Raw genomic sequence first — 22719 nt, 5'->3', positions numbered from 1 at the left:
GCCTCCAAGAGGCTGTTCACCATGTCCCTGCACCCTCATATTCCGCACCAAGTCAAGCAATTCGCCGAGCATCTGTTTGCGACTTTTCTGGGCCTGTTGATGGCTCTGGCCCTGGAACAGTGGCGCGAGCATCGGCATGAGCTCAAGATCGCGGGTCAGGCCTTGGAGGGGGTGCGCGCTGAGCTGCTGGCCAATGCCAAGGTGTTGCGTGACAACCAGGCCATTGCCGCAGACACGGCCCGATACTGGAACGAGACGCAGGCCTATATGGACGAGCTGGTCCTGGCGCGGGCGCAGAAGCGTGCGGCCCAGGCGCCAACGCCGCAGCGCCCGGATCGCATGGGCGCCGAGCTGAACTTTCGCACCGGTGCTTGGGACAGCGCCAAGTCTCTGGGCCTTCCGCGCCATCTGGGCACCAAAGAGCTGCAGGATTTGACCGAAACCTATGCCTCCCTGGTGCGCATTCAGGCCGTGCAGGATCAAACCTTGGTCCAGGTGCAGGGCACGGATCACCGACCCTGGGCGCAGCCGCAAATTTATGAGGCCCTGAGCATTGACCAGCTTTACTTGGCCAGCCGGAACATGCGGGCCGTCGCCAATTTGAAGGGCTACACCGCCAGCGTGCACGAGGATATGGCGCCTAAGCTCGAAAAGCTGGCTAAGAGCCTCCAGCTGCCTTGATCCCGTGATGTGGCGGCCCTAAGGAGGCCAGGCTCCTTAGGGTTTGAAGTAGGCCGTATTGAGCTCGACCTCGGCGTTGGCAATGCGCTCGATGGCCTCGCGCGCGCGGGCGAATTCCAGCGTGCTGCGCACGCGCTCAAAGGCAAAGGGTCGCTTGGCCTGGAGCTGAATCAGGTGGTAGCCGTGTGCGGTACGCACCAGAGGGCCGATCTCGCCAGGAGCCAATGCAAAGGCGGCGGCCTCGAACTCACTGCTCATGGCACCTCGGGAGAAGGCGGGCAGGTTGCCGCCCTGGGCGCGGGTCAAGGTGTCGTCCGAGACCTTGCGCGCCAGCTGGCCGAAGTCAGCGCCCTTGTGTAGCTCAGCCAAGTATTTGTTTCCCAGGGCCTTCGCCGCCGCTTCGCTGCGCGGATGAGCTTTGGACTTGCCATTGGCCGTGTCTGAGGCGCGATGCCGAATCAGGATGTGGCGCACCTCTAGCTCGGTGTATTCGTGCTTGTGCTGCTCGAAATAGGCCCGGGTGCCTGCTTCGTCCCGCTTCATCTCGGCCACCAAGCGGGCCAGTAGGGCATTGGCCATCAAGGTGTAGGTGCGCACCTTGATCAATGCGGCCAGTTCAGCCTCTTGGTCCAGTCCGCGTCGTTTGGCTTCGTCGGCCAAGGCCAGGAGACGGCCAACTTCTTTGCCTGCCTGCTGCGACCGGATGTCTCCGCTGGTCAGTGGGGCACCAGCATGACGGTCAAAGCCCGGCACCAGACGCTCATAGTCGGCCTTTGAAAGGGATTGGCTGCCGGCTTTCAGCACCACGGTATCTGCAGCCGGAGCGACTTCCTGCGCGAGGCAGGGTGTCGTTGCACCCAGGATCAACCAAGTACAGGCGACGAGTCGAAGCATAGGCATCAGGATTCCTAGAGCAGGTGGCAAGAAAAAGGGCCGCAAGCGGCCCTCAGGGAATGCGGTGGTCTCAGTTGCAGCCAGGGAATTTGTGGCTCACCACGCGGGTCCGCCAGTTGAACACCCCGTTGGTCTGGATGTACTGGCCAATGAACCAGAAGGTGCAGTCGTCGACCGGGTCGACTTGCATGGTGGTGTAGTCACCCCAGCGTGTCAGCGCCGTCCCACTGGCCCGAATGGTCTGGGCGCCTGTACCCACCCAGGCCACCTGCTCGGCGCGCATCGTGTTGCGAATATCGCTGCGCAAGCGGCCCGCCACGGCGATGGAGGGGAACTGGTTGGCGGCCGCGTTGGCCACGCTGTAGCCCATCAACATATTGCCGTTCTTGTCCATGGCGATGGATCCCATCCAGCGGTCGCCACTCTTACCGGGGTCGTAGGTGGCGTTTTGGAAGAGCGTGGGTGCGGCGCCGAACGGGTTACGGATCTCGTACCAGCGCATGGCCGAACTGCGTGCTCCAGGACCATCCGGGTCCACCGACTGCACCACCATCAGACTGTCGATGCCCCCCCGGTTGCGGTAGGCCGCGCGGTACATCAGGCGATCTGCCAGGGTGTCCAGTCGGGTGGTGGTGGTGGGTTGAGCCACACAGGCGCCCGCCGCGCCATTGCAGGCCACGGTGGTGGGCCCGACTGGCAGGTTGACGAAGCTGCCATGCGCGCCACCCAGGCCATTGGTCAGTGTGGCGGTATTGGCGGCGAAGTCGGGTTTGAACTTCATCAGCCGCAGAGACACACCCCCAAACGAATAGCGCATGAAGATATTGCCTTGCGCGGTGGTGGTGGGGGCGGTCGGTCCATCCACGTCGGCTGGTAGGAAGGACGCGCCGCCGCCATAGAAGGCAATCGGTGCGCACAGGGTCACGGCCGAGGGATCGCCCGCGAGCATCTTGGTGCGGTCCGAGGCGCACAACGCGCTGCCTGTATTGCCACCGGCCGGTGTGCCGCCAAACACGTTGTAGGCGGTGTAGTAGCCGTCATCAAAGATGCCAAGTTTGCCGTAGTCGTTGAAGCCGCTGGGCGAGACCGGGCTGAAGTTGATGGCGTAGCGGTGATAGGCCCCCAAAGGGTTGTTGGTCTGCGAGACCGCGATGCATTGCAGATAGGGTGCTGCCGGGGCCCCGCCACTGACATTGAACGCAAATTGACTCAGCACCCAGCGGTCGGCCCGCCGGTCGTACTGCAGGATGGGATCACCTCGGTTGGTGGATTCGCAGAGATTGCCCATGCCGGTGAAGGGCAGATTGCCGTTGAGCGGCACCGAAAGCAGATTGCCGGCTTTGTCATACACCGCGTACATCGAGTTGACCCAGGCGATGACATGGTTGGGGCCGACGGCCACCGTCGTGTCCGGCGGTGCGCCGGTCATCACGAAGCCCGGCAGGCCCACACCCGGCCCTTCGAAATTCTGAGCCGGTACCGCGAACGCTGGTTGGGTCAGGCTCTGCATGGGCGCCGCAACGCTGCTGCCCACACCGCCCATGTCCGTGTCGGTGAGCATAGGGCCGTGCTTCTGCAGCATCTCGGTCGCTGGGACCAGGCCATCGATGGATCCGGTGGGCTGACTGATGGCCAGCTGATATAGCGGCTGCGAAGTCCCGAAATAGGTCATCGGCAGCACGAGGGTTGGGGCCTGCTGGGCATGGGCGCTCTGGCCCAAGAGCCCGGCACCCAGCATGAAGGCTGCAGCAAGTTGCTTTCTCATGGCGGTCTCCTAGGAGTCGGTCGACGGCTTGAGTTGCCGGCGCGGTGCGCTGGCGCTCAACAGGCTCAACGCCAGCAGACTCAAGGCCAGGCTGGCCGGCGCGGGTACTGGCGTGCCGACACGTTCACCATTGATCAGGAAGGCATGCTCAGCCTGATTGGTGCCCCAGGTGGGGTCGTAAGGGAAGAGCGACTGCTCCTGGTCATCCGAGGCGCCGCCATTGGTGGCGTTGGCGTCCGCCCAACTCCAGTAGAAATCAATGGCATCGCTGCCGCTGCTCAAATCCCCTAAATGCAGCCCCAGCCAATAGCTGCCGGCGGCCAGATTCAGCAGGGAGAAGCTGATTTCATTGCGGAAGATATCCAGGCCGAACACATTGCCCGCCTCGGCGGTGCGGGTGGGTGCCACGCTTCCGGAACTCAGCAAGTTGCCGGTATCCGGCGCACCGCCCTGGTCCCCCCAGATGCTGAAGAAGATGGAGCCTGAGTAGGCATTGGCGGCTTCCAGGCTCCAAAAGGTCAGGCCCGTCAGATTGCTGAGGTAGCTGGTACTGAAGTTGGCCGCTTGGTGGTAGCCCGAGAGGTTGCTGCCGCCTGGCAACAAGTTGGCGACGCCGCCGTTGTCCCAAATCACCGGTGCCGCTTGAACTGCTGCACCCCCCAGGGCTGCTGCCAGCCCCCACCCGAAGACCAATGACCGTTTCATGCCATCACCTCAGTACAGGTTGAGTTTTTGGGACGGTCCTCTTGATGGGCCGTGCGCTGCAAGGGCTAAGCAAGAACTGCATCAGCCGCAGAAATCCACGGAACTTCAATGACTTAAGTCACGGCAGGGAAGTCCAATGCCGCGGCCTGTAATGAAACTCGACTGCGGGTTTCTACTGGCCGCGCCAGGTACTGCTCGGTGCGGGCCTCCGGCCCTTCTAGGATGCCGCTCTTCAACGCAAGGAACCCCCCATGATCAAGACCCGTGCCGCCGTGGCCTGGAAGGCTGGCGCCCCGCTGACGATTGAAGAGGTCGACCTCGAGGGGCCCCGCGAGGGCGAGGTGCTGGTCGAGGTCAAGGCCACGGGCGTTTGTCATACCGACGCCTACACGCTCAGTGGCGCCGACCCCGAGGGCCTGTTCCCGGCCATCCTGGGCCACGAGGGCGCGGGCGTGGTGCTGGAAAGTCGGGTGCCTTGGCTCAAGGCCGGCGACCATGTGATTCCGCTCTACACGCCGGAGTGCCGCGAGTGCAAGTTCTGCCTCTCGCGCAAGACCAATCTGTGCCAGGCCATCCGGCCCACACAAGGCCGTGGCCTGATGCCCGATGGGACCAGCCGCTTCTCCCTCAAGGGTCAGCCCATCCTGCACTACATGGGCACCTCCACCTTCGCCAACCACATCGTGGTGCCCGGCATCGCGCTGGCCAAGATCCGGCCCGACGCACCCTTCGACAAGGTCTGCTACATCGGCTGCGGCGTCACCACGGGCGTGGGCGCGGTGCTGTTCACGGCCAAGGTCGAGGCCGGCGCCACGGTGGTGGTGTTTGGCCTCGGGGGCATCGGCTTGAACGTGATCCAGGGCGCCAAGATGGTGGGCGCGGGCCGCATCATCGGCGTGGACATCAACCCGGTACGCGAGGCCCAAGCGCGCGCCTTCGGCATGACGGACTTCGTCAACCCCAAGGACGTGCCGAACCTGGTGGACCACATCGTGCAACTGACCGATGGCGGCGCCGACTACAGCTTCGAGTGCGTGGGCAACACCACGCTGATGCGCCAGGCGCTGGAGTGCACGCACAAGGGTTGGGGCCGCAGCATCATCATCGGCGTGGCGCCGGCCGGGGCCGAGATCAGCACCAGGCCCTTCCAACTCGTCACCGGGCGCAAGTGGGAGGGCAGCGCCTTTGGCGGTGCGCGCGGGCGCACCGATGTGCCCAAGCTGGTGGACTGGTACATGGAGGGCAAGCTCAAGATCGACGAGCTGATCACCCACAAGCTGCCGCTTTCTCGCATCAACGAGGCCTTCGATCTGATGCACCGCGGCGAGAGCATCCGCACCGTTATCGAGTTCTGACCGTGGCCGAGACCCCGCTGCAGCGCCTGGACGCGCTGGCGGCCCAGGCCATGGCCAAGCCGCGCGAAACCCTGCAGGCCTTGATGGAGCTGGCGCCTGCCGGCCTGCCCGATGAAGACTTGCGGCGGGCCCGCGTGCGCGGCCTGGCGCGGGTGTACTCCGGCGAGGCCGAGGGTTTGGTCGAGCTGCTGCAGGCTCAAGACGAGGCCGAGCAGCGCCCCGAGCTGCCCGCGCGCCTGCGCTTCGACTTGCTGCGCACGCTTTCCATCGCCCATGCGCAGATGGGCCTGCTGAACGAGGCCCTGGACTGGGCCAATCGGGCGTTGGAGGCGGCACGCGCCAGTGGCGACGCCGGCGCCGAGGCCGAGGGCCTGCTTTCCTGTGGCGTGGCCTTGTCGCGCTCCGGCCAGCCCGAGCGCGGCATTGCGCTGTATGAGCAGGCCCATGCCCTCTTCATGGCCCAGGGCCTGCCGCGCCTGGCGCTCTCGGCCCTGAACAATATGGGCATCAATCTGAAGAATCTGGGCCGGCCCGACCAGGCTTTGGCACGTTACGAACAGGCCTTGGCGCTGGCCGAGCAGACCGGGCTGCAGGAGCTGGCGGCCGTGCTGCGCACCAATCTGCCCGAGCCCCTGGCCCAGCTGGGCCGCCTGGCCGAGGCGCGGCGGGTGGGGGAGGCCAGTGCCGCCGAGATGGCGCGCCAAGCGCATCGGCCCGGCGAGTTGTCGGCGCAGCTGGCCCTGGGCGGCGTCCTGCAGGAAGCTGGCGAACCCGAGGCCGCGCACCGGGCCTTGATGCGCGCGCTGGATCTGGCGCGGCAACTGGGCGACCGCATCCAGGGCCGCCGTGCGCACCAGATGCTGGGGCAGTTGCACCGCGCCGCCGGCCGCTACCGCGAGGCCCTGGAGCATGTCGAGGCCGCGCACGAGGCCGAGCGCCAGCAGTTCAACGAGGAGTCCGAACGCCGTCTGCGCACCCTGCAGTTGCAGACCGAGGTGCTGGCCGCGCAGTCCGACGCCCAGCAGGCCCGCCTGCGCAGCCTGGAGCTCGAGCGCGCCAAGGCCGAGCTGCAAAGCCTGAATGAACGCCTGCTGGCCGCGGACCGCGAGAAGTCCCGCCTGCTGGCCTGTCTGGCCGAGGAGAGCCGCACCGATGCGCTGACCGGCCTGCCCAACCGCCGCCGGCTGGACGAACGCCTGGTCGAGGAGTGGCAGCGCCCGCGCTCCGCTCTCAGTCTGGCCGTGCTGGATGTGGACCACTTCAAGCAGATCAACGACCGCTGGGGCCACGGCCTGGGCGACCGCGTGCTGCAGCAGCTGGGCCAGCTGCTGGCGCAGCAAGCCTCGATGTTTGCCGCCCGCCTGGGGGGCGAGGAGTTCTGTCTGTTGTGGGTGGACGCCGAGCCGGCCGCCGCCCGCCGCGCTTGCGAGGCCCTGCGGCAGGCCGTGGCCGCGCTGCCCTGGGCGGCGCTGCACGCGGAGCTGGCTGCGGTGACCGTCTCCATCGGTCTGGCCGAGCGCGCAGAAGCCCCCGCCAATCCGCAGGCCCTGCTGACCCTGGCTGACGAGCGCCTCTACGCCGCCAAGCGCGGTGGCCGTAACCGGGTGGTTTAAGCATGGACTGCCAGGCTTGCGGCGCCTGCTGCGCGGTGTTCCGCGTCTCCTTCTACTGGGCCGAGGCCGATGACGCGCCGGGTGGCACTGTGCCCGTGGACCTTACCCGTCCGGTGGGGCCTTTGCATCGCTGCATGGCCGGCACCGAGGCCAAGCCGGTGCGCTGCGTGGCCTTGGCGGGTGAGGTGGGTCAGCAGGTGGGTTGCGGCATCTACGAACAGCGCTCCAGCACCTGCCGCAGTGTGATGCCCGGTGACGCACAGTGCCTGAAGGCGCGCGCTGCGTGGGGGCTCACACCCGAGTGAACTCCATGGTCCAGTTGACCTCCCACTGGGCCTCACTGTCGGCTCCACCGTCCACCGAGAACGCCTGCTCCCAGCGGCAGCTGTCAGCCTGAATGTCATGCCAGCGAAAGCGCACGCGGATCGGGCGGTCATCGAGTTCGTCGTCGGCGTAGAACAGGCCCTCCCTATTGGCGTCAAAGCCGCCGCGCACCGGCACATCCAGGCCATGTGGGCGGCGGGCGTCCAGCCACCAGATGGCCCACAGTCCGCTGCTCGGGTCGAAGGCGCGCAGGGTGACGGCGCGGTAGGCGCCAGCGGGCAGGTCCAGCCAGTTGTCGTCGATATTGCCCTGGCCGCCCAGCAGGGGCTGGGCGCTGCAGCGGCCGTCAAATTCGTCCCAGTCCTGGCAGCCCTTCAGGCGTTCGCGCAAGCGGCGATGGCGCACCTGCCACTGGCCGAAGAAGAAATCGAAATCGTGTTGGGGCGTATTGGGGGCATGGGGCGTCATCGGGCCGTCCTTTGGAAAGCCCGCATGCTGCGCCTCAAACCATGACAAGGCCTGTCAGGTTTTTTAAGATCGCCGACGCAGCAACCGAGTCAGCCAGCGCGTGGTGAAGAAGGCGCCGGCCAGCAACACGCAGGCAATGGCGATCAGGCCGGCGGCAAAGGGCCAGTCCTGGGTATTCATCCAAACCGCCAAGGCCGCCAAGGCCAGGGCATAGGGGGGTAGCAGCCGCCACAGGTTCACGCCCTGGCGCCAGGCCGCCCACACGCCACAGGCCCCACCCACCAGCACGGCGCTGTAGCTGGCGCTGACGGCCAGCATCCAGTCGCTGCCGCCGTGGGCCTGGGCAGCGGGGCTGAGCAAGGCCAGGGCAAGGAGCAGCAGGGTGGAACGCATGTGCCAACGCTAACACTGCGGCCCATGCCTCGCGTCGGTCGCTTCGTCGCAGTTCGGTGTCCGGGCGGTGTGGGCCCGCGTAGGCTTCGCGGCCTTGTGTATTGATCACCCACGAACTCCATGCGCCACGCTCAAGCCCTTCTTTTGAACCTTGCCCTGGCCGCCGCCGGCCTGGCCCAGGCTGCCGCGCCGGGCAGTTCCCTGCATCAATACGAGTTGGGTGAAGCCAACCGCGCGCCCTCCAATCAGGTCGTGCATTACGTCAAGTCGAATCTGGATGGCAGCAAGCGCACCGTGCTGTCGCTCTTCTTCCCGGCGCCCTTGGCGGTGGAAGTGCTGAAGGTCGAGGCCGATGGCCGCTATCTGGCCCTGGTGCAGACGCGGCTGGACCCGCAGACCCTGAGCGAGAGCTGGATGCGCTCGTACAACGGCTTGGAGCGCGCCGAAGGCAAGGGGCAGTTGCAGATGGCGCTGAGCGCCGAGCCGGGTCAGGCGCGTCTCGTGGCCGAAGTGGCCGGCACCTTGATGCCGGTCAGCGCCAGTCATCTGCCGGCGCATTTGTACAACTTTGATCTGAGCGGCCTGAACCTGACGCTGCCGCTCCTGAAGAACCCACGCGCCGACTTCACGGTCGGCATCGTCGATCCCGATTTCAATTTCCTGCGCACGCGCTTCAAGCCGAACGCCGGGGTGCTCGAAGGGGGCTTCGTGGACAAAGGTCAGGCGCGCTTTCGCTACCTGCGCGACGAGGCCTTGGACGATGTGCCCACGCACCGCTTTGAGGTCGGCGGGCCGGCCTTTGGCGGCGTCAAGGGCACGCTTTGGGTCAATGCCAAGGATCGGTTGATCGAGCGCTTTGAGCATGCGCTGCCTGACAACCCAGACTGGAAGAATTTCAAGCTCAGCCGCCTCAGCAGCCGCACCATGGACAAGGCGGGCTGGGAGGCCTTCAAGGCGGCCACGGTGCAGCGCGCCGCGCAGCTGTTGGAAACCGACTGAAATCCAAGGAGGCCCCGATGTTCCGTCCTTTGCCTGTTGCGCCCCTCTTGATGGCCTTGTGGTTGACCGCGCCGGGTCTGCGGGCTCAGACCTTCAACGATGCCGAGTTGCAGGCCCTGGACACCCGGTTGTTCGAGGTCGTGTTCAATCGCTGCGAGCTGGAGCGGCTGGATGATTTGTTGCATCCAGAGCTGGAATTCCTTCATGACCAGGGCGGCCGTCAAGATCGCGCCGCCTTCGAGCAGGCGGTGCGCAAAAACCTGTGCAGCGGCCAGGGGGACAAGGCCTTGCGCCGGCTGGTGCCGGGCAGTCTGGAGAACCATCTGCTGCGCGATCAGGGGCGGATCTACGGCTTGATTCAGAGCGGCCGCCATGTCTTCAGCACGCGCGCAGCCGATGGCGGTGAGCGCCCACCGCAGGGACAGGCGCGCTTCGTCAACACCTGGCTGCTGGGCCCCGAGGGTTGGCGGCTCTATCGGGTGTTGAGCTTTGACCATCAGCCGATCTGAACAGGCCCTAAGCTGGCGGCCCTCTCCCCACGGGGGCTGCCGCCATGCTGATCTTTCGCCAACTCTTCGACCCCGCCTCGTCCACCTACACCTATCTGTTGGCCGATGGCGGCGAGGCCCTGTTGATTGACCCGGTGTTCGAGCAGGTGCGGCGCGATGCCGCGCTGCTGCGCGAACTCGGCCTGCGTTTGCTGGCCACGGTCGACACGCACGTCCATGCCGACCATGTCAGCGGCGCCTGGTTGCTCAAGCAGCGGCTGGGCAGCCGCATCGCCGGGGCGGCGGCCGGGGGCGCCGAGGGCCTGGACTGGGCGCTGCAACACGGTGAGCAGCTGCCTTTCGGACAGCGCTACCTGGCCGTGCGCGCCACCCCGGGCCACACCGCCGGCTGCATCAGCCTGGTGTTGGACGATCAGAGCCTGGCGTTGACGGGCGACGCCCTGCTGATCCGCGGCTGTGGCCGCACCGACTTCCAGCAGGGCAATGCCGCGCAGCTTTACCGCTCGGTGCATGAGCAGTTGCTCAGCCTGCCCCCCACCACCCTGCTCTACCCCGGCCACGATTACCGCGGCCTGACGGTGACCAGCGTGGCCGAGGAGCGGGCCTACAACCCGCGCTTTGGCGGTGCCAGCAGCGCGGCCGACTTTTGCGGCTACATGAATGCCCTGGGCCTGCCCCACCCCAAGCGCATGGACCAGGCCGTGCCCGCCAATTTGCGCTGCGGCCGGCCCGAGGGCGATCTGCTGCCCCCGGCCGAGCCGAACTGGGCGCCGCTGACCTGGGCCTTTGCCGGCCTGTGGGAAATTCAGCCCCAGGCCTTGGAGGAGGTGCAGCCCGCGCCGCAGATCGTGGACGTGCGCCAGCCCGATGAATTCGACGGCCCGCTCGGTCATATCGCCGGGGCGCGCCTGCTGCCACTGGAGCAGCTGACACGCCGCGTCGACGAGTTGCAGCGCGAGCGCCCGGTGGTTACGGTTTGCCGCTCCGGTGCCCGCTCGGCCCAGGCCGCGCTGCAGCTCACGCAGGCCGGCTTCCCGCAGGTGGCCAATTTGGCCGGCGGCATGCTGCGCTGGCGTGCCGCCGGCGCGCCGGTGGTGGGCGGTGAGAGCTGAGCGATGAGCCGCCCCATGAGCTCGAGCACGAGCCACGCGGACGCCGAGTTGGCGCGCTTCCTGGCCCTGGAGCAGCGTCGCACTCAGGCCCTGCTCGCGCGCGACATCGCCACCGCGATGCGCCTGCATGCGGCTGACTACCAGCTGATCACCCCCGGTGGCGGCGCTTTGTCGCGCGAGCGTTATCTGGGCTTGATCGAGTCGGGTGAGCTCATCTATCTGGGGTGGGAGATCGGCGCGGCGGCGTTGCGGCGGGGGGCCGACATGGCCCTGCTGCGCTACCGCGCCACCCTGACCCTGGCCGGTGGCGAGCAGCGCCCCTTCGACGTCTGGCACACCGATTCCTACGAACTGCGCGATGGCGAGTGGCTGGCCGTTTGGTCGCAGGCCACGGCCATCAAGACCCCATGACGATCGAACTCTGCCCAGCTCGCACGGCCGATGAACGGGCCTGCATCGAGCACCTGATGCAGTTCTTCAACTACGAGCTCAGCGCCTGGTACCCCGTGCGCCTGGCCGAGCACGGGCTCTACACCCTGCGCCCCAAGGGGCCCTATTGGGCCGAGCCGCGCACACAACCCTTTCTGCTGCGGGTCGATGGCGAGCTGGCCGGCTTCGCGGTGGTGGATGGCGAGTGCGTGGAGCCCGCTCGCAGTCGCTACAACCTGGGTTACTTTTTCCTGGTACGCCGCTTTCGCGGTCGGGGCCTGGCGCGTCAGGCGCTGGTGCAGCTGCTGCAAGCCCTGCCCGGTGCTTGGGAAATCTATTACCTGGCCCGCAATGCGTATGCGGAGCACTTCTGGGGACCGGCCCTGAGCGCCTTGCCGCTGGTGGGCCTGGAGCGGCAAGAACGCGTGATCGACGACGAACCGAGCGTGTGGTTCCGCTTCGAGACGGCAGTGACGCCCACCGGGGGCGCGCGCTGAACCGCAGCGAAGTAGGCTCTCACGCGCGCAGCGCAGAGGAGACGACATGAGCGAGGCGGATTGGGTGGTTTACGGCACCCTCATCACCCTGACCGTGGCGGTGACGCTCATGTCGCGTTGGGCCTTGCGCAACGCCCGTGCCAGCGAAGCCACTGCCAAGACCTGGACCGCCGAGAAGGTGCAGCACCTGGCCGCGCCGCTGTTGTTGGGCGGCCCTTGGATCTGGGGCCGTTGGTCGGGGCGCGCAGGCATTTCCGGCCTGAGTTTGGACCTGCAGTCTGCGCAGGGCCAGGCTTTGTGCCGCATCGAGTCACCGACCCTGCCGCGGCAGGGCGTGCGACGGCACTTTGAGCTCGAGGGCCAGCGCTACGAGTGCGTGAGCGCCGGGGCGTTCAGCGCGCGCAGCCTGTTGCGGGTGGCCAGCAGTGGCCAGGTGGTGCTGCGTGGCCAGCATGGCTTGTTGCGAACGCGGATCGAGCGCGAGCCCGGCGGCGAGCCCGTGTGCGAGCTGCCCTTGCGCTCGGTCTTTCATCGCTACAGCCCCTTGATGCGGGGCGAGGAAGAGGTGGGCCGCCTGTTCACCGTGGACGAAGGCCAGGCCTCGGCCTTGGTGCTCAGCCTGAGTCCGCAGGCCGGCCTCACGACGCTGGAGTGGTGCATGCTGCTGGCCTGCCTGCCCCGGCGCTGACTCAGCGATTAACGCGGTTCGAGCAAGGGCGCCTCGTAGCGCCCACCGGGCGTCAGTTCGCTTGCCAACAGGCTCAGGATGCCAGCCGCTACGGCCTCGGGTGCGGCCAGGCCGCCCTCCAGCTTGCGCCGCTTGAAGCGCTCGACCTCGGGGAAATCGCGCGCTGGAGTGGCGCGAATCAGCGCCTGCATCCCGGTGTCGATGACGCCCGGGTCGATGGACAGCGGTGTGAAGGGCTGGGGATGATGCTGTTCTTCCACGGCCAGCGCGCGGATGAAGCCCTCCAGGCCCGCCTTGCTGGCGCAGTACAGAGTCCAGCCGGCATAGCCCTTCAGCGCCGCGCCGGAGCTGATGTTGACCAGCCGTTTGCGCCCGGGCGTGTCACGGAAGTGGCGCATCAGCTCGCTCAGCACCAGGAGGGCGGCGCTGAAGTTGGTGTTCAGCGCCGCAAGCAGCGCGGCAGGTGGCTGGCGCCAAGTCGGTCCGATGGGGGCCAAGCTGCCGGCGTTATGGATCAGCAGCAGCTCGGTGCAGCTCGCGGGGTCCACCGTTTGCAGCGCCTGCTGCACGGTCCGGAGGGCCGCCTCGGGGTCGCATAGATCCAGAGGGACCGAGAACGGGTGCGGCGCGCTGCGCGAGAACTCGACGACCCGGTAGCCGGCGCCCTGCAATTGCTGGCACAGGGCCAGTCCCAGGCCCTGGGAGCCCCCCGTCACAAACGCCATGCGCATGGCTGCCCTCTCTGCCGACCTCAAAGGGGTCGCATCCTAGGGCCAGGCCTCGCCGCTCAGCTGCTCAGAAAGGGCCCGCGCACCTCATAGGTGCGGCCATCGCTGCCGCTGCCGGCGCTGCCGCGCTGTGAGCTGAAGTAGAGCCGCGTGCCGTCCGGGCTGAAGGCGATGCCGGTCATCTCGGAGGCATCCTGGCCCTCCAGCTTGACCACGGGCGCCACCTCGCCATTCGGGCTGATCATGCAGATCTGCATGTCGCCGCCGTCCTCGGCCACATAGACGTCGCCGCGCTGCGAGACCACCACGTTGTCCACGCCGGTCAGCACCGGATTGCTGTGCGTGCTGTCGTCGTACAGGATGTGCAGGCGCTGGGTGGCCAGCTCCAGGGCCCACACCCGGTTGTCGCCCTTGGTGGTGAAGTAGACGGTGCCTTGGTGGCACCAGATGCCCTCGCCGCCATTGAAGCTGGAACTCTTGCTGACCTGCTTGCGCGTGCGCGTGCCACTGCTGCTGGGGTTGGGGGTGGGCACGGTCAGCCATTCCAGCGTGTAGGGCGCCGCGCGGCCGACGCGCCGGGCCACTTCCAAGGTGCCGGCGCTCAGGTCGCCGGCGCGCGTGGGGCGGAAACGGTAGAGCCGGCCGTCGGATTTGTCCTCCGTCATGTAGGCATGGCCGCTGCTGGGGTCGAAGGCCACGGCCTCGTGGTCGAACCAGCCCATGGCATTGCGTGCCACCGGGGCCAGCTGGCCCTTGGGGTCGCATTCGATGACGCGGCCGCGGTCCACTTCCTCGCAGCTCAGATAAGTGCCCCAGGGCGTCATGCCGCCGGCGCAATTGCGGCTGGTACCGCTGCAGATGCTGTAGGCGCGGCGGATATTGCCCTGGGCGTCGAAGTCGATGGCCGAGGCGCCACCCTGGCCGCTGCCCAGCTCGCAGTTGGACACATAGATCCAGCCGCCATCGGCCAGGGCCACGCAGGCACCGCCGTCCGGGGTGCTGTGCCAGCGATAGCCGGTGCTGCCCACGGTCTGGCCGCTGCGCGCAATCAGGCGCGCGCTGAAGCCCGCCGGTAGGCGCAGGCCCAGGGCATCAGGGGGCAGCAACTCACCCAGGCCGCCTTGCACGGCAATGCGGCGCAGGCCTTCTCCATCGCGCGGTTGAGGTGGCACGGCGGGCAACTGGGCAGCCCAGGCGGCGGGGGTTCCCAAAGAGAACAGGCCGGCGCTGAGCAGGCTGCGACGCAAGAGCGTGCGACGGTCGCTGCGCGAGGGCGGGGTGGTGGAAGAAGGGCGGATCTCGCTCATCACGGCTCCTGAAGGGACGGGGAGGAAGCGGAGGATGCTAGGCAGCGAAGAAGTCGGAGACGTGACGGTGCTGCCCGCCGCTCAAGGCAGGGCCCGGGCCTCGGCCTGGCGGTAGGGCTCGGACTCGCGCACCGCGCGCATTTGTTGCCAAAGCGCCAGCGCGCGTTGCGGCCGGGTCTGGTGGAAGCGCTGCGAGAACACCACGAAGTAGTCGCGCTGTTGCAGCGCCGGCTCGAGCTTGCGAATGCCCTGCTGCAGCTGCGGCTCCAGGCCAAGCACCCGGTCGGCCTCGTTGGTCTGCAGCGCCGCGGCATCGGCCTCGCCCTTGAGCACCAGGTGCAGATTGCCTTCGACCGTGCGGGCCGACTCGCGCACTGGGTAGCCCAGCTCGCGCGCCACCTGGGCAATGGAGAAGCCGGGCTGGGCGACCACACGGGCCGGCGCGTTGCCGCCTTGCAGGCGCTGGCCGTCCCACACCCAGGGGCTGGGCTGGGCCACATACCAGCTGAAGCGAAAGCGCCGCACGGCGTAATGCGGGTCGGGGGAGCCGGCGGGGGGTGGATAGACCCAGCGCTGCGCGCGCTCGGGCAAGTAGCTGATGCCGAACACCGCGTCGACCTCGCCGCGCTCGATGGCCTCCAGGCAGCGCCGCCAGGGCAGAGGCTGCAGGCGGATGGTTTCCGGGATGCGCTTTTGCAGCAGCTCGATGAACACATAGTCCAGCCCGCGCGGCAGCGCGCGGCCCTGGGCGTCCACCTCGCGCCAGGGCGGATGCGGGGTCTCGTTGAAGCAGATGCGCAAGAGATGGGAGGCCTGCGCCGCCGGTGCTCCCAGCAAGCCCAGGCCCATCACCAGCCAGGCCCAGGGCCAAGAGGCGAGCGGGAGGAGTGAGGTCTTGGCGCGGTGCACGGTCCCTTCGAAGCTGGTGGCATCGAGGAGCGCAGCATAGGCCCGCGCGGCCCGTCTCAAGCTGTGGCGATGTGACGTTGCAGGTGCTCGATCAAGGCCCGAACCGCCGGCCGCAGGCTGCGTCGCTCGGGGGTCAGCAGTGTGAGGGGTGCGGGTTCGCCCAGCCAGTCCGGGCAGAGTCGCTCCAGGCGGCCGGCCTGCAGATCGGGCGCCACATCGAGCGCTGACTTGTAGGCAATGCCCGCGCCGGCCAGCGCCAGGCGGCGCACGGCATCGCCGTCGTCCACGGCCAGCGGCCCGCCGACCTCCACTTGCAGCGTCTGGCCGTCGCGTTCGAAGCGCCATAGCCGGTGCAACTGGTCCTGGATGGCAAAGCACAGGCAGTCGTGGTCGCGCAGTTCGTCGGGGTGTTGCGGCCGGCCGCGCCGCGCCAGGTAGGCGGGCGCGGCGCACAGCACGCGGCGGTTGTCCGGCGCCAGGGGCAGGGCCACCAGACCGGATTCGGGCGGGGCACCGTAGCGCAGGGCCAGGTCCAGCTGTTCGCGCAGCAGGCCGGCCAGGCGGTCGGCCACCTGGATGCGCAGTTCCACACCGGGGTGGAGCTGGCGAAACCCCAGCAGCCAGTCCAGCGCCTGGTTGCGGCCCAGGTCAGACGGCAAGGCGATGTGCAGCCGGCCCTGGATTTGCCCCTGGGCCAGGGCCTCGCGGCCATGGTGAATGAGCTCCAGGCCGGGCTCGCAGGCCTGCAGAAACTGCTCGCCGGCCTGGGTCAGGCGCAGTTGGCGGGTCGAGCGCAGGAAGAGCGGCGTGCCCAGCTCGGCCTCCAGGCGCTTGATGGCGGCGCTGACGGCCGCCGGGCTCAGGTCCAGCGCCCGTGCGGCCTCGGAAAAGCTGGCCGCGCGCGCGGCGCGGACGAAGAGTTGCAGGTCCTGCAGGGCTTTCATGGGCCTGATTTTCCGCATTCATTTGAAAGTGATTGAAGGAATCGCTAGTTTTTCTCCGGGTCACAAGCAGACAAAGTTCGGTCCATCGCAACCGGAGTCCCCGCACCATGAAAGCCATTGCCTACCAACACAGCCTGCCCGCCACCAACCCGCTGGCCCTGCAGGACATCGAACTGCCCGCGCCCGAAGCCAAGGGCCACGACCTCTTGGTCGAGGTGCGGGCCATCGCCATGAACCCGGTGGACACCAAGATCCGCCGCGGTGTGCAGCCCGAGTCAGGCGCCTGGAAGGTGCTGGGTTGGGACGCGGCCGGCGTGGTGCGCGCCGTGGGCGAGCAGGTCACCGGCTTCAAACCCGGCGACCGCGTTTGGTATGCCGGCGCGCTGGACCGCCCGGGCAGCAACGCCGAGCTGCAGCTGGTGGACGCACGCTTGGCGGGCGCCATGCCGGCCAGCCTGGACTTCGCCGCGGCGGCGGCCTTGCCCCTGACCACCATCACCGCCTGGGAGTTGCTGTTTGATCGCCTGCGTATCCCGCACGGCGGCGGCCAGGGTCAGAGCCTGCTGGTGGTGGGTGGCGCCGGCGGTGTGGGCTCCATCCTCATTCAACTGGCGCGCCAGCTGACGCAGCTGACGGTGATCGCCACCGCCTCGCGGCCCGAGACCCAAGCCTGGGTGCGCGAACTGGGCGCCCACCATGTGCTGGACCACCGCGAGCCCTTGGCCGAGGCGTTGCAGCGCCAGGGATTGAGCGCGCCGCAGCATGTGGCCAGCCTGACGAATACCGATCAGCACTATGCGCAGCTGGTCGAATTGCTGGCGCCGCAGGGCCAGTTGGCGCTGATCGATGACTTTGACCCGGCCGCCGTGAACGTGCTGGCGCTCAAGCGCAAGAGCCTGTCACTGCACTGGGAGCTGATGTTCACCCGCTCGCTCTACCAAACGGCCGACATGGCGCGCCAGGGCGAGTTGCTGAGCCAGGCCGCCGCTCTGGTGGATGCCGGCACCCTGCGCAGCACCCAGGGCGAGCACTTCGGGCGCATCACGGCCGAGAACCTGCGCCGCGCGCACCAAGCGCAGGAAAGCGGCTCGGTGCGCGGCAAGATCGTGCTGGAGGGCTTCTAACGCGTTTCGCGCTCGATCTGCTCCTGCGCGCGGTTTTCGGCCTCTCGATAGGCTTTGCTGTCGCGCAGGGTGGCGATGTCACGCCAAAGATCGAGCACGGTGCGTGGGTAGCGGCCCCAGAAGGACTGTGAGAACACCGTGAAATAGGCGCGCTCCTGCAGCAGGGGCTGGAGTTTTTGGATGCGGGCGCCCAGATCCGGGCGCTTGCGCAGGACCCGGTCGGCCTCGTTGACCTGCAGTGCCGCCAGTTGCACCCGCCCGCGCACCAGCTTCTCCAGGTTGGATTCGGCCGTTCGGGCCCCTTCATCCACCTTCAGCCCCTGCTCGCGCACCACGGTGCCGATGGAGTAGCCGGACTGCACGCCAACCAAAGCCTCCGGGCTCAGTCCGCTGAGCTTGCGGCCGTCCCAGCGCAGGTTGTGGCCTTGCAGCACATACCAGCTGTACTGGTTGTGGCGCAGCGCCAGGCGTTCGTCGATCACCCCCAGCCGCATCGGATAGACCCCCAGCTCCTCGCGCTCGGGCAGGTAGCTCATGCTCAGCACCGCATCTTGTTCGCCGCTCTTCAGATCCGCCAGGCAACGCTTCCAGGGCAACAGGGCGATCTGGATTTGCAGTCCGCTGCGGCGGGCCAGCAGGTCCAGAAATACGAAGTCCAGCCCCTCTCGTTGGATGCGACCGGCTTCATCCGCCATGCGCCAGGGAATGTGGGGCACATCGTTGAGGCAGACCCGCAAGGCACGCGGCTCGGGTGCCTGGGCCTCCGCCGGGTTCAGGCCAACCAAGGCAAGCAGCGCGGGCAAAGCGCGAAACAGACTGGCCATCGGGGGCTCCGTGGGGTCGGCGGTGGTCCTGCAGTGTCACTCGGCGCACCGTCTTTGGGGTGCGGCGATGCCTCATCCAGGCTCAGATCCGGGTTTGCCCGGGTTGGGACGGATCGCTTTTGGCAGGCTGCCTGGGGTCGGGGACACTCGCCGGCTTTTGCATCTGCCCCTGCCTTGTTGCCATGAAAGTCCTGCCCTTGCCGCGCGCGCTCGTTTTGTCCTTGTCTTTGGTCTTTGCGGCCCAGGCTCATGCGGACAGCCCCCCGGTCGCTGAACTGCCCAAGGTCTGGGACCTGAAACCCATCTTTGCCAGCGATGCCGACTGGGATGCCGCGCGCAAGGCCCTGGTGGCCGAGCTGCCGCAACTGCAGGCCCTGAAGGGCACCCTGGGCAAGAGCCCGGCCGCCCTGCGCGCCGGCCTGGAGCGCCTGAGCCGGGCCGCCCAGACCTGGGAGAAGGTGCAGGTTTACGCCTATCTGCAGCAAAGCACCGACAACCGCAATGCCACCTATCAGGAGCGCGGCAATTTGGTGGGCAGTCTGGGCGGCCAATACAGCGCGGCCATTGCCTGGCTGGAGCCCGAGATCCAAAAGCTGGGCGCCCCCAAGGTGCTGGCTTATGTAAAAGCCGAGCCGGCCCTGAAGGTCCACACGGAGCGCCTGCGCAACATCCTGCGCCGTCAGGCCCACACCCTGAGCGCCGAGACCGAGGCCGCCATTGCCGCCCTGGCCCCGATGCGCGGCGCCACCGCCCAGGTGCGCACCCTGCTGGTGGACGCGGACATGCGCTGGCCCACCCTGCACATCGACGGCAAGGACGAGCGCGTGGACGACACCCGCTATGGCCTGTTGCGCCAGCACCCCGACCGCGCGGTGCGCGAGCAGGTGTTCAAGAACTTCTTCGGCGCCCTGGGTCAGTACGAGAATAGCTTTGGGGCGACGCTCGCCAACACCGTGCAGGACGGCACCGTGATGGCGGGCCTGCGCAAGCACAAGAGCGCCGTGGCCGCCAGCCTGGATGGGGAGGAGATCCCCGAGGCCGTCTACCGCACCCTGGTGGCCGAGGTGCATGCCGGCCTGCCCACCCTGCACCGCTACTTCAAGCTGCGCCAGAAGATGCTGGGTCTGCCCGACCTGGCCTATCACGACATCTATCCGGCCTTGGTCAAGCAGGACAAGAAGTACAGCCTGGAAGAGTCCGCCCGCCTGACCCTGGAGGCCACTCAGCCCTTGGGCGCCGACTACCAGAAGCTGCTGCAGCAGGCCCTGGCCGCCGGCACCATGCACGCCCATCCGGCCGAGGGCAAGAGCGGTGGCGCCTACCAGTGGGGGGTGTACGGCAAGACCCCCTATGTGTTCCTGAACCATCAGGACGACTTCGAGTCCGCCAGCACCTTCGCGCACGAGTGGGGCCATGGCATTCACACCGCCCTGGTGAACCAGGCCCAGCCCTTCGAGACGGCGGGCTATGCCCTCTTCGTGGCCGAGATCGCCTCCACCGCCAATGAACTGCTGCTGAGCCAGCACATGCAGCGTCAGGCCAAGACCAAGGAAGAGAAGCTGTACCAGCTGGGCTACGCGCTGGAGCGCCTGCGCGGCACCTTCTTCCGCCAGGCCATGTTCGGCGAGTTCGAGCTCAAGACCCATGATGCCGCCGCCAAGGGCGAGGCCTTGAGTGGCAAGCGCTTCACCGAGATGTATTGCGGTCTGCTGAAGCAGTACCACGGGCACGACCAGGGCGTGATGAAGATCGATCCGGCCTATTGCAGCGAGTGGGCCTTCATCTCGCACTTCTACCGGCCCTTCTACGTCTACCAGTACGCCACCTCGATCACCGCCGCCCTGCACTTTGCCGAGCGCGTGCAGGCTGACCCCAGCGGGGCGGCGGCCAAGGTCTTCCTGGACACCCTGCGCCTGGGCGCCTCGGTGCCGCCCTATGTGGCCCTGAAGCGTGCGGGCCTGGACATGGCCAGCCCGCTGCCCTATCGCACCCTGGTGGCGAAGATGGACAGCATCATGGATGAGATGGAGAAGCTCATCGCCACCCCGTGAGCGCGACCCACATCGTCTTTTTGCGGGCCGTCAATGTGGGCGGCACGGGCAAGCTGCCGATGGCCGAGCTCAAGGCTCTTGCCCTTGAGCTGGGCTTTCAGAACCCGCGCACCTACATCGCCAGCGGCAATCTGCTGTTTGAGTCCGACTTGAGTGCCGAGGCGGCCGGCGCGCGCCTTGAGGCGCGGCTGGCCGCCTATGCGGGCAAGCCGGTGGGGGTGCTGATGCGCAGCCCCGCCGAGCTAGAAGCCTTGCTGGCGGCCAATCCCTTTTCCGAAGGTCTGCCGAACCAGGTCCTGGTGACCCTGCTGTCCGCGCCGCCTGTCGAGGCATTGCGGGCGCACGGGCAGCAGGACGAGGCTTGGCAGCTGATGGGGCGCGAGCTTTGGGTGCACTACCCCAGCGGGGTCGGGCGATCCATGCTGCGCATTTCGGGCGTCGAGGCGGGTACGGCGCGCAATCTCAACACCTTGCGGGCTGTGCTGGCACAGTGTGCGGCGGGCTGATCAGTCCCCGATCTTCTTGTTGGACTCAATACTCTGACGTTCTTGAATCCGTTGTACCAGGTCTTGCGAAGCCCTGCGCTCCGCATCGATCTGTGCCTTGGTGCGGCAGCGCGTCTTGGGCAGATTGGTGCCCGTCGGCGTTTCGCGATCGCAGATCACTTTTTCTTCATTCGCCCCCTCGCCGCTGGCCACGGTGGTGGTTTGGGTGCTACTGCATGCCGTCAGTCCGATGCAAGACAGCAGGCCGGCGACCAGGATAAGAGATGGGGTGAACTTCTTCTGAGGCATGTATCGACTCCCTGTGGGTTGTGCGTATGAACACCTCGCTCCCTGCGAGGCGGGTCGCAATGTAGCGACTTTATTGAGGGGTCCCGAAAGCCACATTTCTTTGCATAGCAGGTGTCAAGCAGCAAGCTCTACGCGCGATGCTTGCGTCCATGCAAAGACGCTCCCTGCTTGCCGCCCTGCCCCTGCTGAGTGCCCTGCCGCTGCGGGCCATGCGCCTGGATGAACGGCCGGCGCTGCATGCCCTGAACCGACTGGCTTTTGGGCCACGTCCCGGCGATCTGTTGCGCGTGCGCGGCTGGGAACCGATGCTGGAGGAGCAGCTTGCCCTGCCGGCCATTCCGGTCGAATTGCAGGTCAGACTGGACGCCCATGTCGCGCAGCAACCCAGCCTGCGCGAGCGTCTGCAGGCCTATCGCGCAGCACAGCAACGCGACCCCGGCGAGAACAATGCCGAGCGGCGCGAGATCGTTCAGCGCGCCCTGTTGGATGCCACCCAGGCCCGGCTGCTGCGCGCGCTGGAAAGCCCGCGCCAGCTTGAAGAGCGACTGGTGGATTTCTGGTTCAACCATTTCAACGTCTTCATCGGCAAGGGCCTGTGCCGGGTGATGGTGGCGGATTACGAAGCGCAGGCCATCCGACCCCATGTGTGGGGGCGTTTTCGCGATTTGCTCGGGGCGGTGGCACGCCATCCGGCCATGCTGTTCTACCTGGACAACTTCCTGTCGGCGCGGCCCGGCTTCAGCGGCCGGAACGGGGTGCAGGGCTTGAACGAGAACTACGCCCGCGAGCTGATGGAGCTGCACACCCTGGGAGTGGACGGTGGTTATGCGCAGCGCGATGTGACCGAGCTGGCCCGTGTGCTCACCGGCTGGACCTTTGATCTGCGGCGCGGCGATGCGCGCTTCCGCTTCGATGTGCGGCGTCATGACGAGGGTCCCAAGACATGGCTGGGCCAGACCGTGCCGGGCCATGGCGAGGCCCAGGGCGAATGGGTGCTGGATCAGCTGGCCCGTCACCCCAAGACCGCCGAACGCATCGCCTTCAAGCTGGCGCAGCACTTCGTGGCCGATGCGCCCGATGCTGATTTGGTGCAGGCCACCGCCCAGGCCTTCTTGAAGAGCGATGGCGATCTGCGCGCCACCGTCACGGCCCTGTTGCGCCACCCAGTGGCTTGTGCGTCGGAGCTTGTGGGCGCGCAGTTCAAGACGCCGCAGCGCTTTGTGATCTCGATGTTGCGCGCCTGTTCCATCACCCCGAGCGACTGGTCACCCACCCTGGCCGCCCTGCGCCAGCTGGGTCAGCCGCTGTTTGGCTGCGTCACGCCCGATGGCTGGAAGCCCACCCGCGAGGCCTGGCTGGACCCCGAGGCCCTGGCACGGCGTGCCGAGTTGGCCGCCCGCGTGGCCCAGCGCGCGGGTCTGGGGGCCGAGGCGGGTGAGCGTTTGCTGGACACCCTGGGGCCGGCCATCAGCCCCGCCACGCGCGCCGCCTTGCGCCAGGAACCCGCCCGTCTGCAGGCCGCGCTCATCCTTGGCTCCCCCGACTTCCAGAATGGATGAGTCCACCCCCGAAGCGAGCCAAGGGCTCGCCTCCCCCTCAAGGGGGC

The 22719-nt window shown here is 67.3% G+C and carries 25 protein-coding genes; 14 read left to right on the top strand and 11 right to left on the bottom strand.

All coding sequences use genetic code 11. The features are described from left to right. Positions 1-21: 21 nt before the first annotated feature. Complete coding sequence (locus FF090_RS00255) at positions 22-681, top strand: hypothetical protein (RefSeq protein ID WP_138854818.1); 660 nt, start codon at positions 22-24, stop codon at positions 679-681. 36 nt (positions 682-717) lie between these two features. On the opposite strand, the gene FF090_RS00250 is transcribed toward FF090_RS00255, so the two are convergent. The 3 genes from FF090_RS00250 to FF090_RS00240 all read right to left on the bottom strand — a co-directional run bounded on the left by FF090_RS00250 (position 718) and on the right by FF090_RS00240 (position 4045). After that, positions 718-1581, bottom strand: a complete 864-nt coding sequence (locus tag FF090_RS00250) for a peptidylprolyl isomerase (RefSeq protein WP_138854817.1) — start codon at positions 1579-1581, stop codon at positions 718-720. Between the two features lie 64 nt (positions 1582-1645). Then, the gene (locus FF090_RS00245; protein WP_138854816.1) at positions 1646-3340 is read right to left on the bottom strand and encodes a hypothetical protein; all 1695 of its coding nucleotides are present in this window, start codon (positions 3338-3340) and stop codon (positions 1646-1648) included. A gap of 9 nt (positions 3341-3349) precedes the next feature. Next, positions 3350-4045 (bottom strand): hypothetical protein, encoded by a 696-nt coding sequence (locus FF090_RS00240; RefSeq protein WP_138854815.1) that lies wholly within the window; start codon positions 4043-4045, stop codon positions 3350-3352. A 254-nt stretch (positions 4046-4299) separates the two neighbouring features. Between FF090_RS00240 and FF090_RS00235 the strand changes: the two genes are divergently transcribed. From FF090_RS00235 to FF090_RS00225, 3 genes are read left to right on the top strand one after another with little or no spacing between them, the layout of a single operon-like run. Then, positions 4300-5400, top strand: a complete 1101-nt coding sequence (locus FF090_RS00235; protein ID WP_138858238.1) for an S-(hydroxymethyl)glutathione dehydrogenase/class III alcohol dehydrogenase — start codon at positions 4300-4302, stop codon at positions 5398-5400. A gap of 2 nt (positions 5401-5402) precedes the next feature. After that, the gene (locus FF090_RS00230) at positions 5403-7013 is read left to right on the top strand and encodes a GGDEF domain-containing protein (RefSeq protein WP_138854814.1); all 1611 of its coding nucleotides are present in this window, start codon (positions 5403-5405) and stop codon (positions 7011-7013) included. A gap of 2 nt (positions 7014-7015) precedes the next feature. Beyond that, positions 7016-7318: a YkgJ family cysteine cluster protein gene (locus tag FF090_RS00225; RefSeq protein WP_138854813.1), complete on the top strand. Its 303-nt coding sequence runs from the start codon at positions 7016-7018 to the stop codon at positions 7316-7318. Here the strand turns inward: FF090_RS00225 and FF090_RS00220 are convergent. Both FF090_RS00220 and FF090_RS00215 read right to left on the bottom strand, forming a co-directional pair. Next, positions 7305-7805 (bottom strand): DUF1579 domain-containing protein, encoded by a 501-nt coding sequence (locus tag FF090_RS00220; protein ID WP_138854812.1) that lies wholly within the window; start codon positions 7803-7805, stop codon positions 7305-7307. The two genes, FF090_RS00225 and FF090_RS00220, sit on opposite strands and share 14 nt — an antisense overlap. A 63-nt stretch (positions 7806-7868) precedes the next feature. Further along, positions 7869-8198, bottom strand: a complete 330-nt coding sequence (locus FF090_RS00215) for a hypothetical protein (RefSeq protein ID WP_138854811.1) — start codon at positions 8196-8198, stop codon at positions 7869-7871. Positions 8199-8318: 120 nt separating this feature from the next. On the opposite strand from FF090_RS00215, the gene FF090_RS00210 reads away from it, so the two are divergent. From FF090_RS00210 to FF090_RS00185, 6 genes are read left to right on the top strand one after another with little or no spacing between them, the layout of a single operon-like run. Then, on the top strand, positions 8319-9197 hold the full coding sequence (locus tag FF090_RS00210) for a hypothetical protein (RefSeq protein WP_138854810.1): 879 nt from the start codon (positions 8319-8321) through the stop codon (positions 9195-9197). Positions 9198-9214: 17 nt separating this feature from the next. Next, a complete protein-coding gene (locus tag FF090_RS00205; RefSeq protein WP_138854809.1) occupies positions 9215-9706 on the top strand; it encodes a nuclear transport factor 2 family protein in 492 nt (163 codons plus the stop codon). 47 nt (positions 9707-9753) lie between these two features. Then, positions 9754-10818 (top strand): MBL fold metallo-hydrolase, encoded by a 1065-nt coding sequence (locus FF090_RS00200; RefSeq protein ID WP_138858237.1) that lies wholly within the window; start codon positions 9754-9756, stop codon positions 10816-10818. A 15-nt stretch (positions 10819-10833) separates the two neighbouring features. After that, positions 10834-11229 (top strand): nuclear transport factor 2 family protein, encoded by a 396-nt coding sequence (locus FF090_RS00195; RefSeq protein WP_175423441.1) that lies wholly within the window; start codon positions 10834-10836, stop codon positions 11227-11229. Continuing rightward, positions 11226-11744, top strand: coding sequence for a GNAT family N-acetyltransferase (locus FF090_RS00190; RefSeq protein WP_138854807.1), 519 nt, complete (start codon positions 11226-11228; stop codon positions 11742-11744). Before FF090_RS00195 ends, FF090_RS00190 begins: the two co-directional genes overlap by 4 nt. Before the next feature lie 46 nt (positions 11745-11790). After that, positions 11791-12432, top strand: coding sequence for a hypothetical protein (locus tag FF090_RS00185; protein ID WP_138854806.1), 642 nt, complete (start codon positions 11791-11793; stop codon positions 12430-12432). Between the two features lie 8 nt (positions 12433-12440). Here the strand turns inward: FF090_RS00185 and FF090_RS00180 are convergent, their stop codons facing one another. From FF090_RS00180 to FF090_RS00165, 4 genes are all read right to left on the bottom strand, one after another. Next, a complete protein-coding gene (locus tag FF090_RS00180; protein WP_138854805.1) occupies positions 12441-13163 on the bottom strand; it encodes an SDR family NAD(P)-dependent oxidoreductase in 723 nt (240 codons plus the stop codon). A 56-nt stretch (positions 13164-13219) separates the two neighbouring features. Further along, positions 13220-14467 (bottom strand): alkaline phosphatase PhoX, encoded by a 1248-nt coding sequence (locus FF090_RS00175; RefSeq protein WP_138854804.1) that lies wholly within the window; start codon positions 14465-14467, stop codon positions 13220-13222. A gap of 81 nt (positions 14468-14548) precedes the next feature. Further along, positions 14549-15376, bottom strand: coding sequence for a substrate-binding periplasmic protein (locus FF090_RS00170; protein WP_138854803.1), 828 nt, complete (start codon positions 15374-15376; stop codon positions 14549-14551). A 56-nt stretch (positions 15377-15432) separates the two neighbouring features. After that, a complete protein-coding gene (locus tag FF090_RS00165) occupies positions 15433-16320 on the bottom strand; it encodes a LysR family transcriptional regulator (RefSeq protein WP_138854802.1) in 888 nt (295 codons plus the stop codon). 107 nt (positions 16321-16427) lie between these two features. Here FF090_RS00165 and FF090_RS00160 point away from each other — a divergent pair, with 107 nt between their 5' ends. Then, complete coding sequence (locus FF090_RS00160; RefSeq protein ID WP_138854801.1) at positions 16428-17444, top strand: zinc-binding alcohol dehydrogenase family protein; 1017 nt, start codon at positions 16428-16430, stop codon at positions 17442-17444. Here FF090_RS00160 and FF090_RS00155 read toward each other — a convergent pair. Next, complete coding sequence (locus FF090_RS00155) at positions 17441-18268, bottom strand: substrate-binding periplasmic protein (RefSeq protein WP_138854800.1); 828 nt, start codon at positions 18266-18268, stop codon at positions 17441-17443. The genes FF090_RS00160 and FF090_RS00155 overlap by 4 nt on opposite strands. Positions 18269-18450: 182 nt before the next feature. On the opposite strand from FF090_RS00155, the gene FF090_RS00150 reads away from it, so the two are divergent. Continuing rightward, entirely contained in the window at positions 18451-20319 is a 1869-nt protein-coding gene (locus FF090_RS00150; RefSeq protein WP_138854799.1) for a M3 family oligoendopeptidase, read from the top strand. After that, on the top strand, positions 20316-20825 hold the full coding sequence (locus tag FF090_RS00145) for a DUF1697 domain-containing protein (protein ID WP_138854798.1): 510 nt from the start codon (positions 20316-20318) through the stop codon (positions 20823-20825). The genes FF090_RS00150 and FF090_RS00145 overlap by 4 nt, the downstream gene beginning before the upstream one ends. Here the strand turns inward: FF090_RS00145 and FF090_RS00140 are convergent, their stop codons facing one another. Further along, positions 20826-21113 carry a hypothetical protein gene (locus tag FF090_RS00140; RefSeq protein WP_138854797.1) on the bottom strand — a complete coding sequence of 96 codons (288 nt, stop codon included), beginning with the start codon at positions 21111-21113 and terminating at the stop codon, positions 20826-20828. Positions 21114-21262: 149 nt separating this feature from the next. On the opposite strand from FF090_RS00140, the gene FF090_RS00135 reads away from it, so the two are divergent. Next, positions 21263-22672 carry a DUF1800 domain-containing protein gene (locus FF090_RS00135; RefSeq protein WP_217503006.1) on the top strand — a complete coding sequence of 470 codons (1410 nt, stop codon included), beginning with the start codon at positions 21263-21265 and terminating at the stop codon, positions 22670-22672. Positions 22673-22719 lie beyond the last annotated feature (47 nt).

It is taken from the genome of Inhella inkyongensis (assembly GCF_005952805.1).
Taxonomy (GTDB): domain Bacteria; phylum Pseudomonadota; class Gammaproteobacteria; order Burkholderiales; family Burkholderiaceae_C; genus Inhella; species Inhella inkyongensis.
Note: the sequence above shows the minus strand (reverse complement) of the source record. Positions and strands in the feature narration are given on the sequence as shown.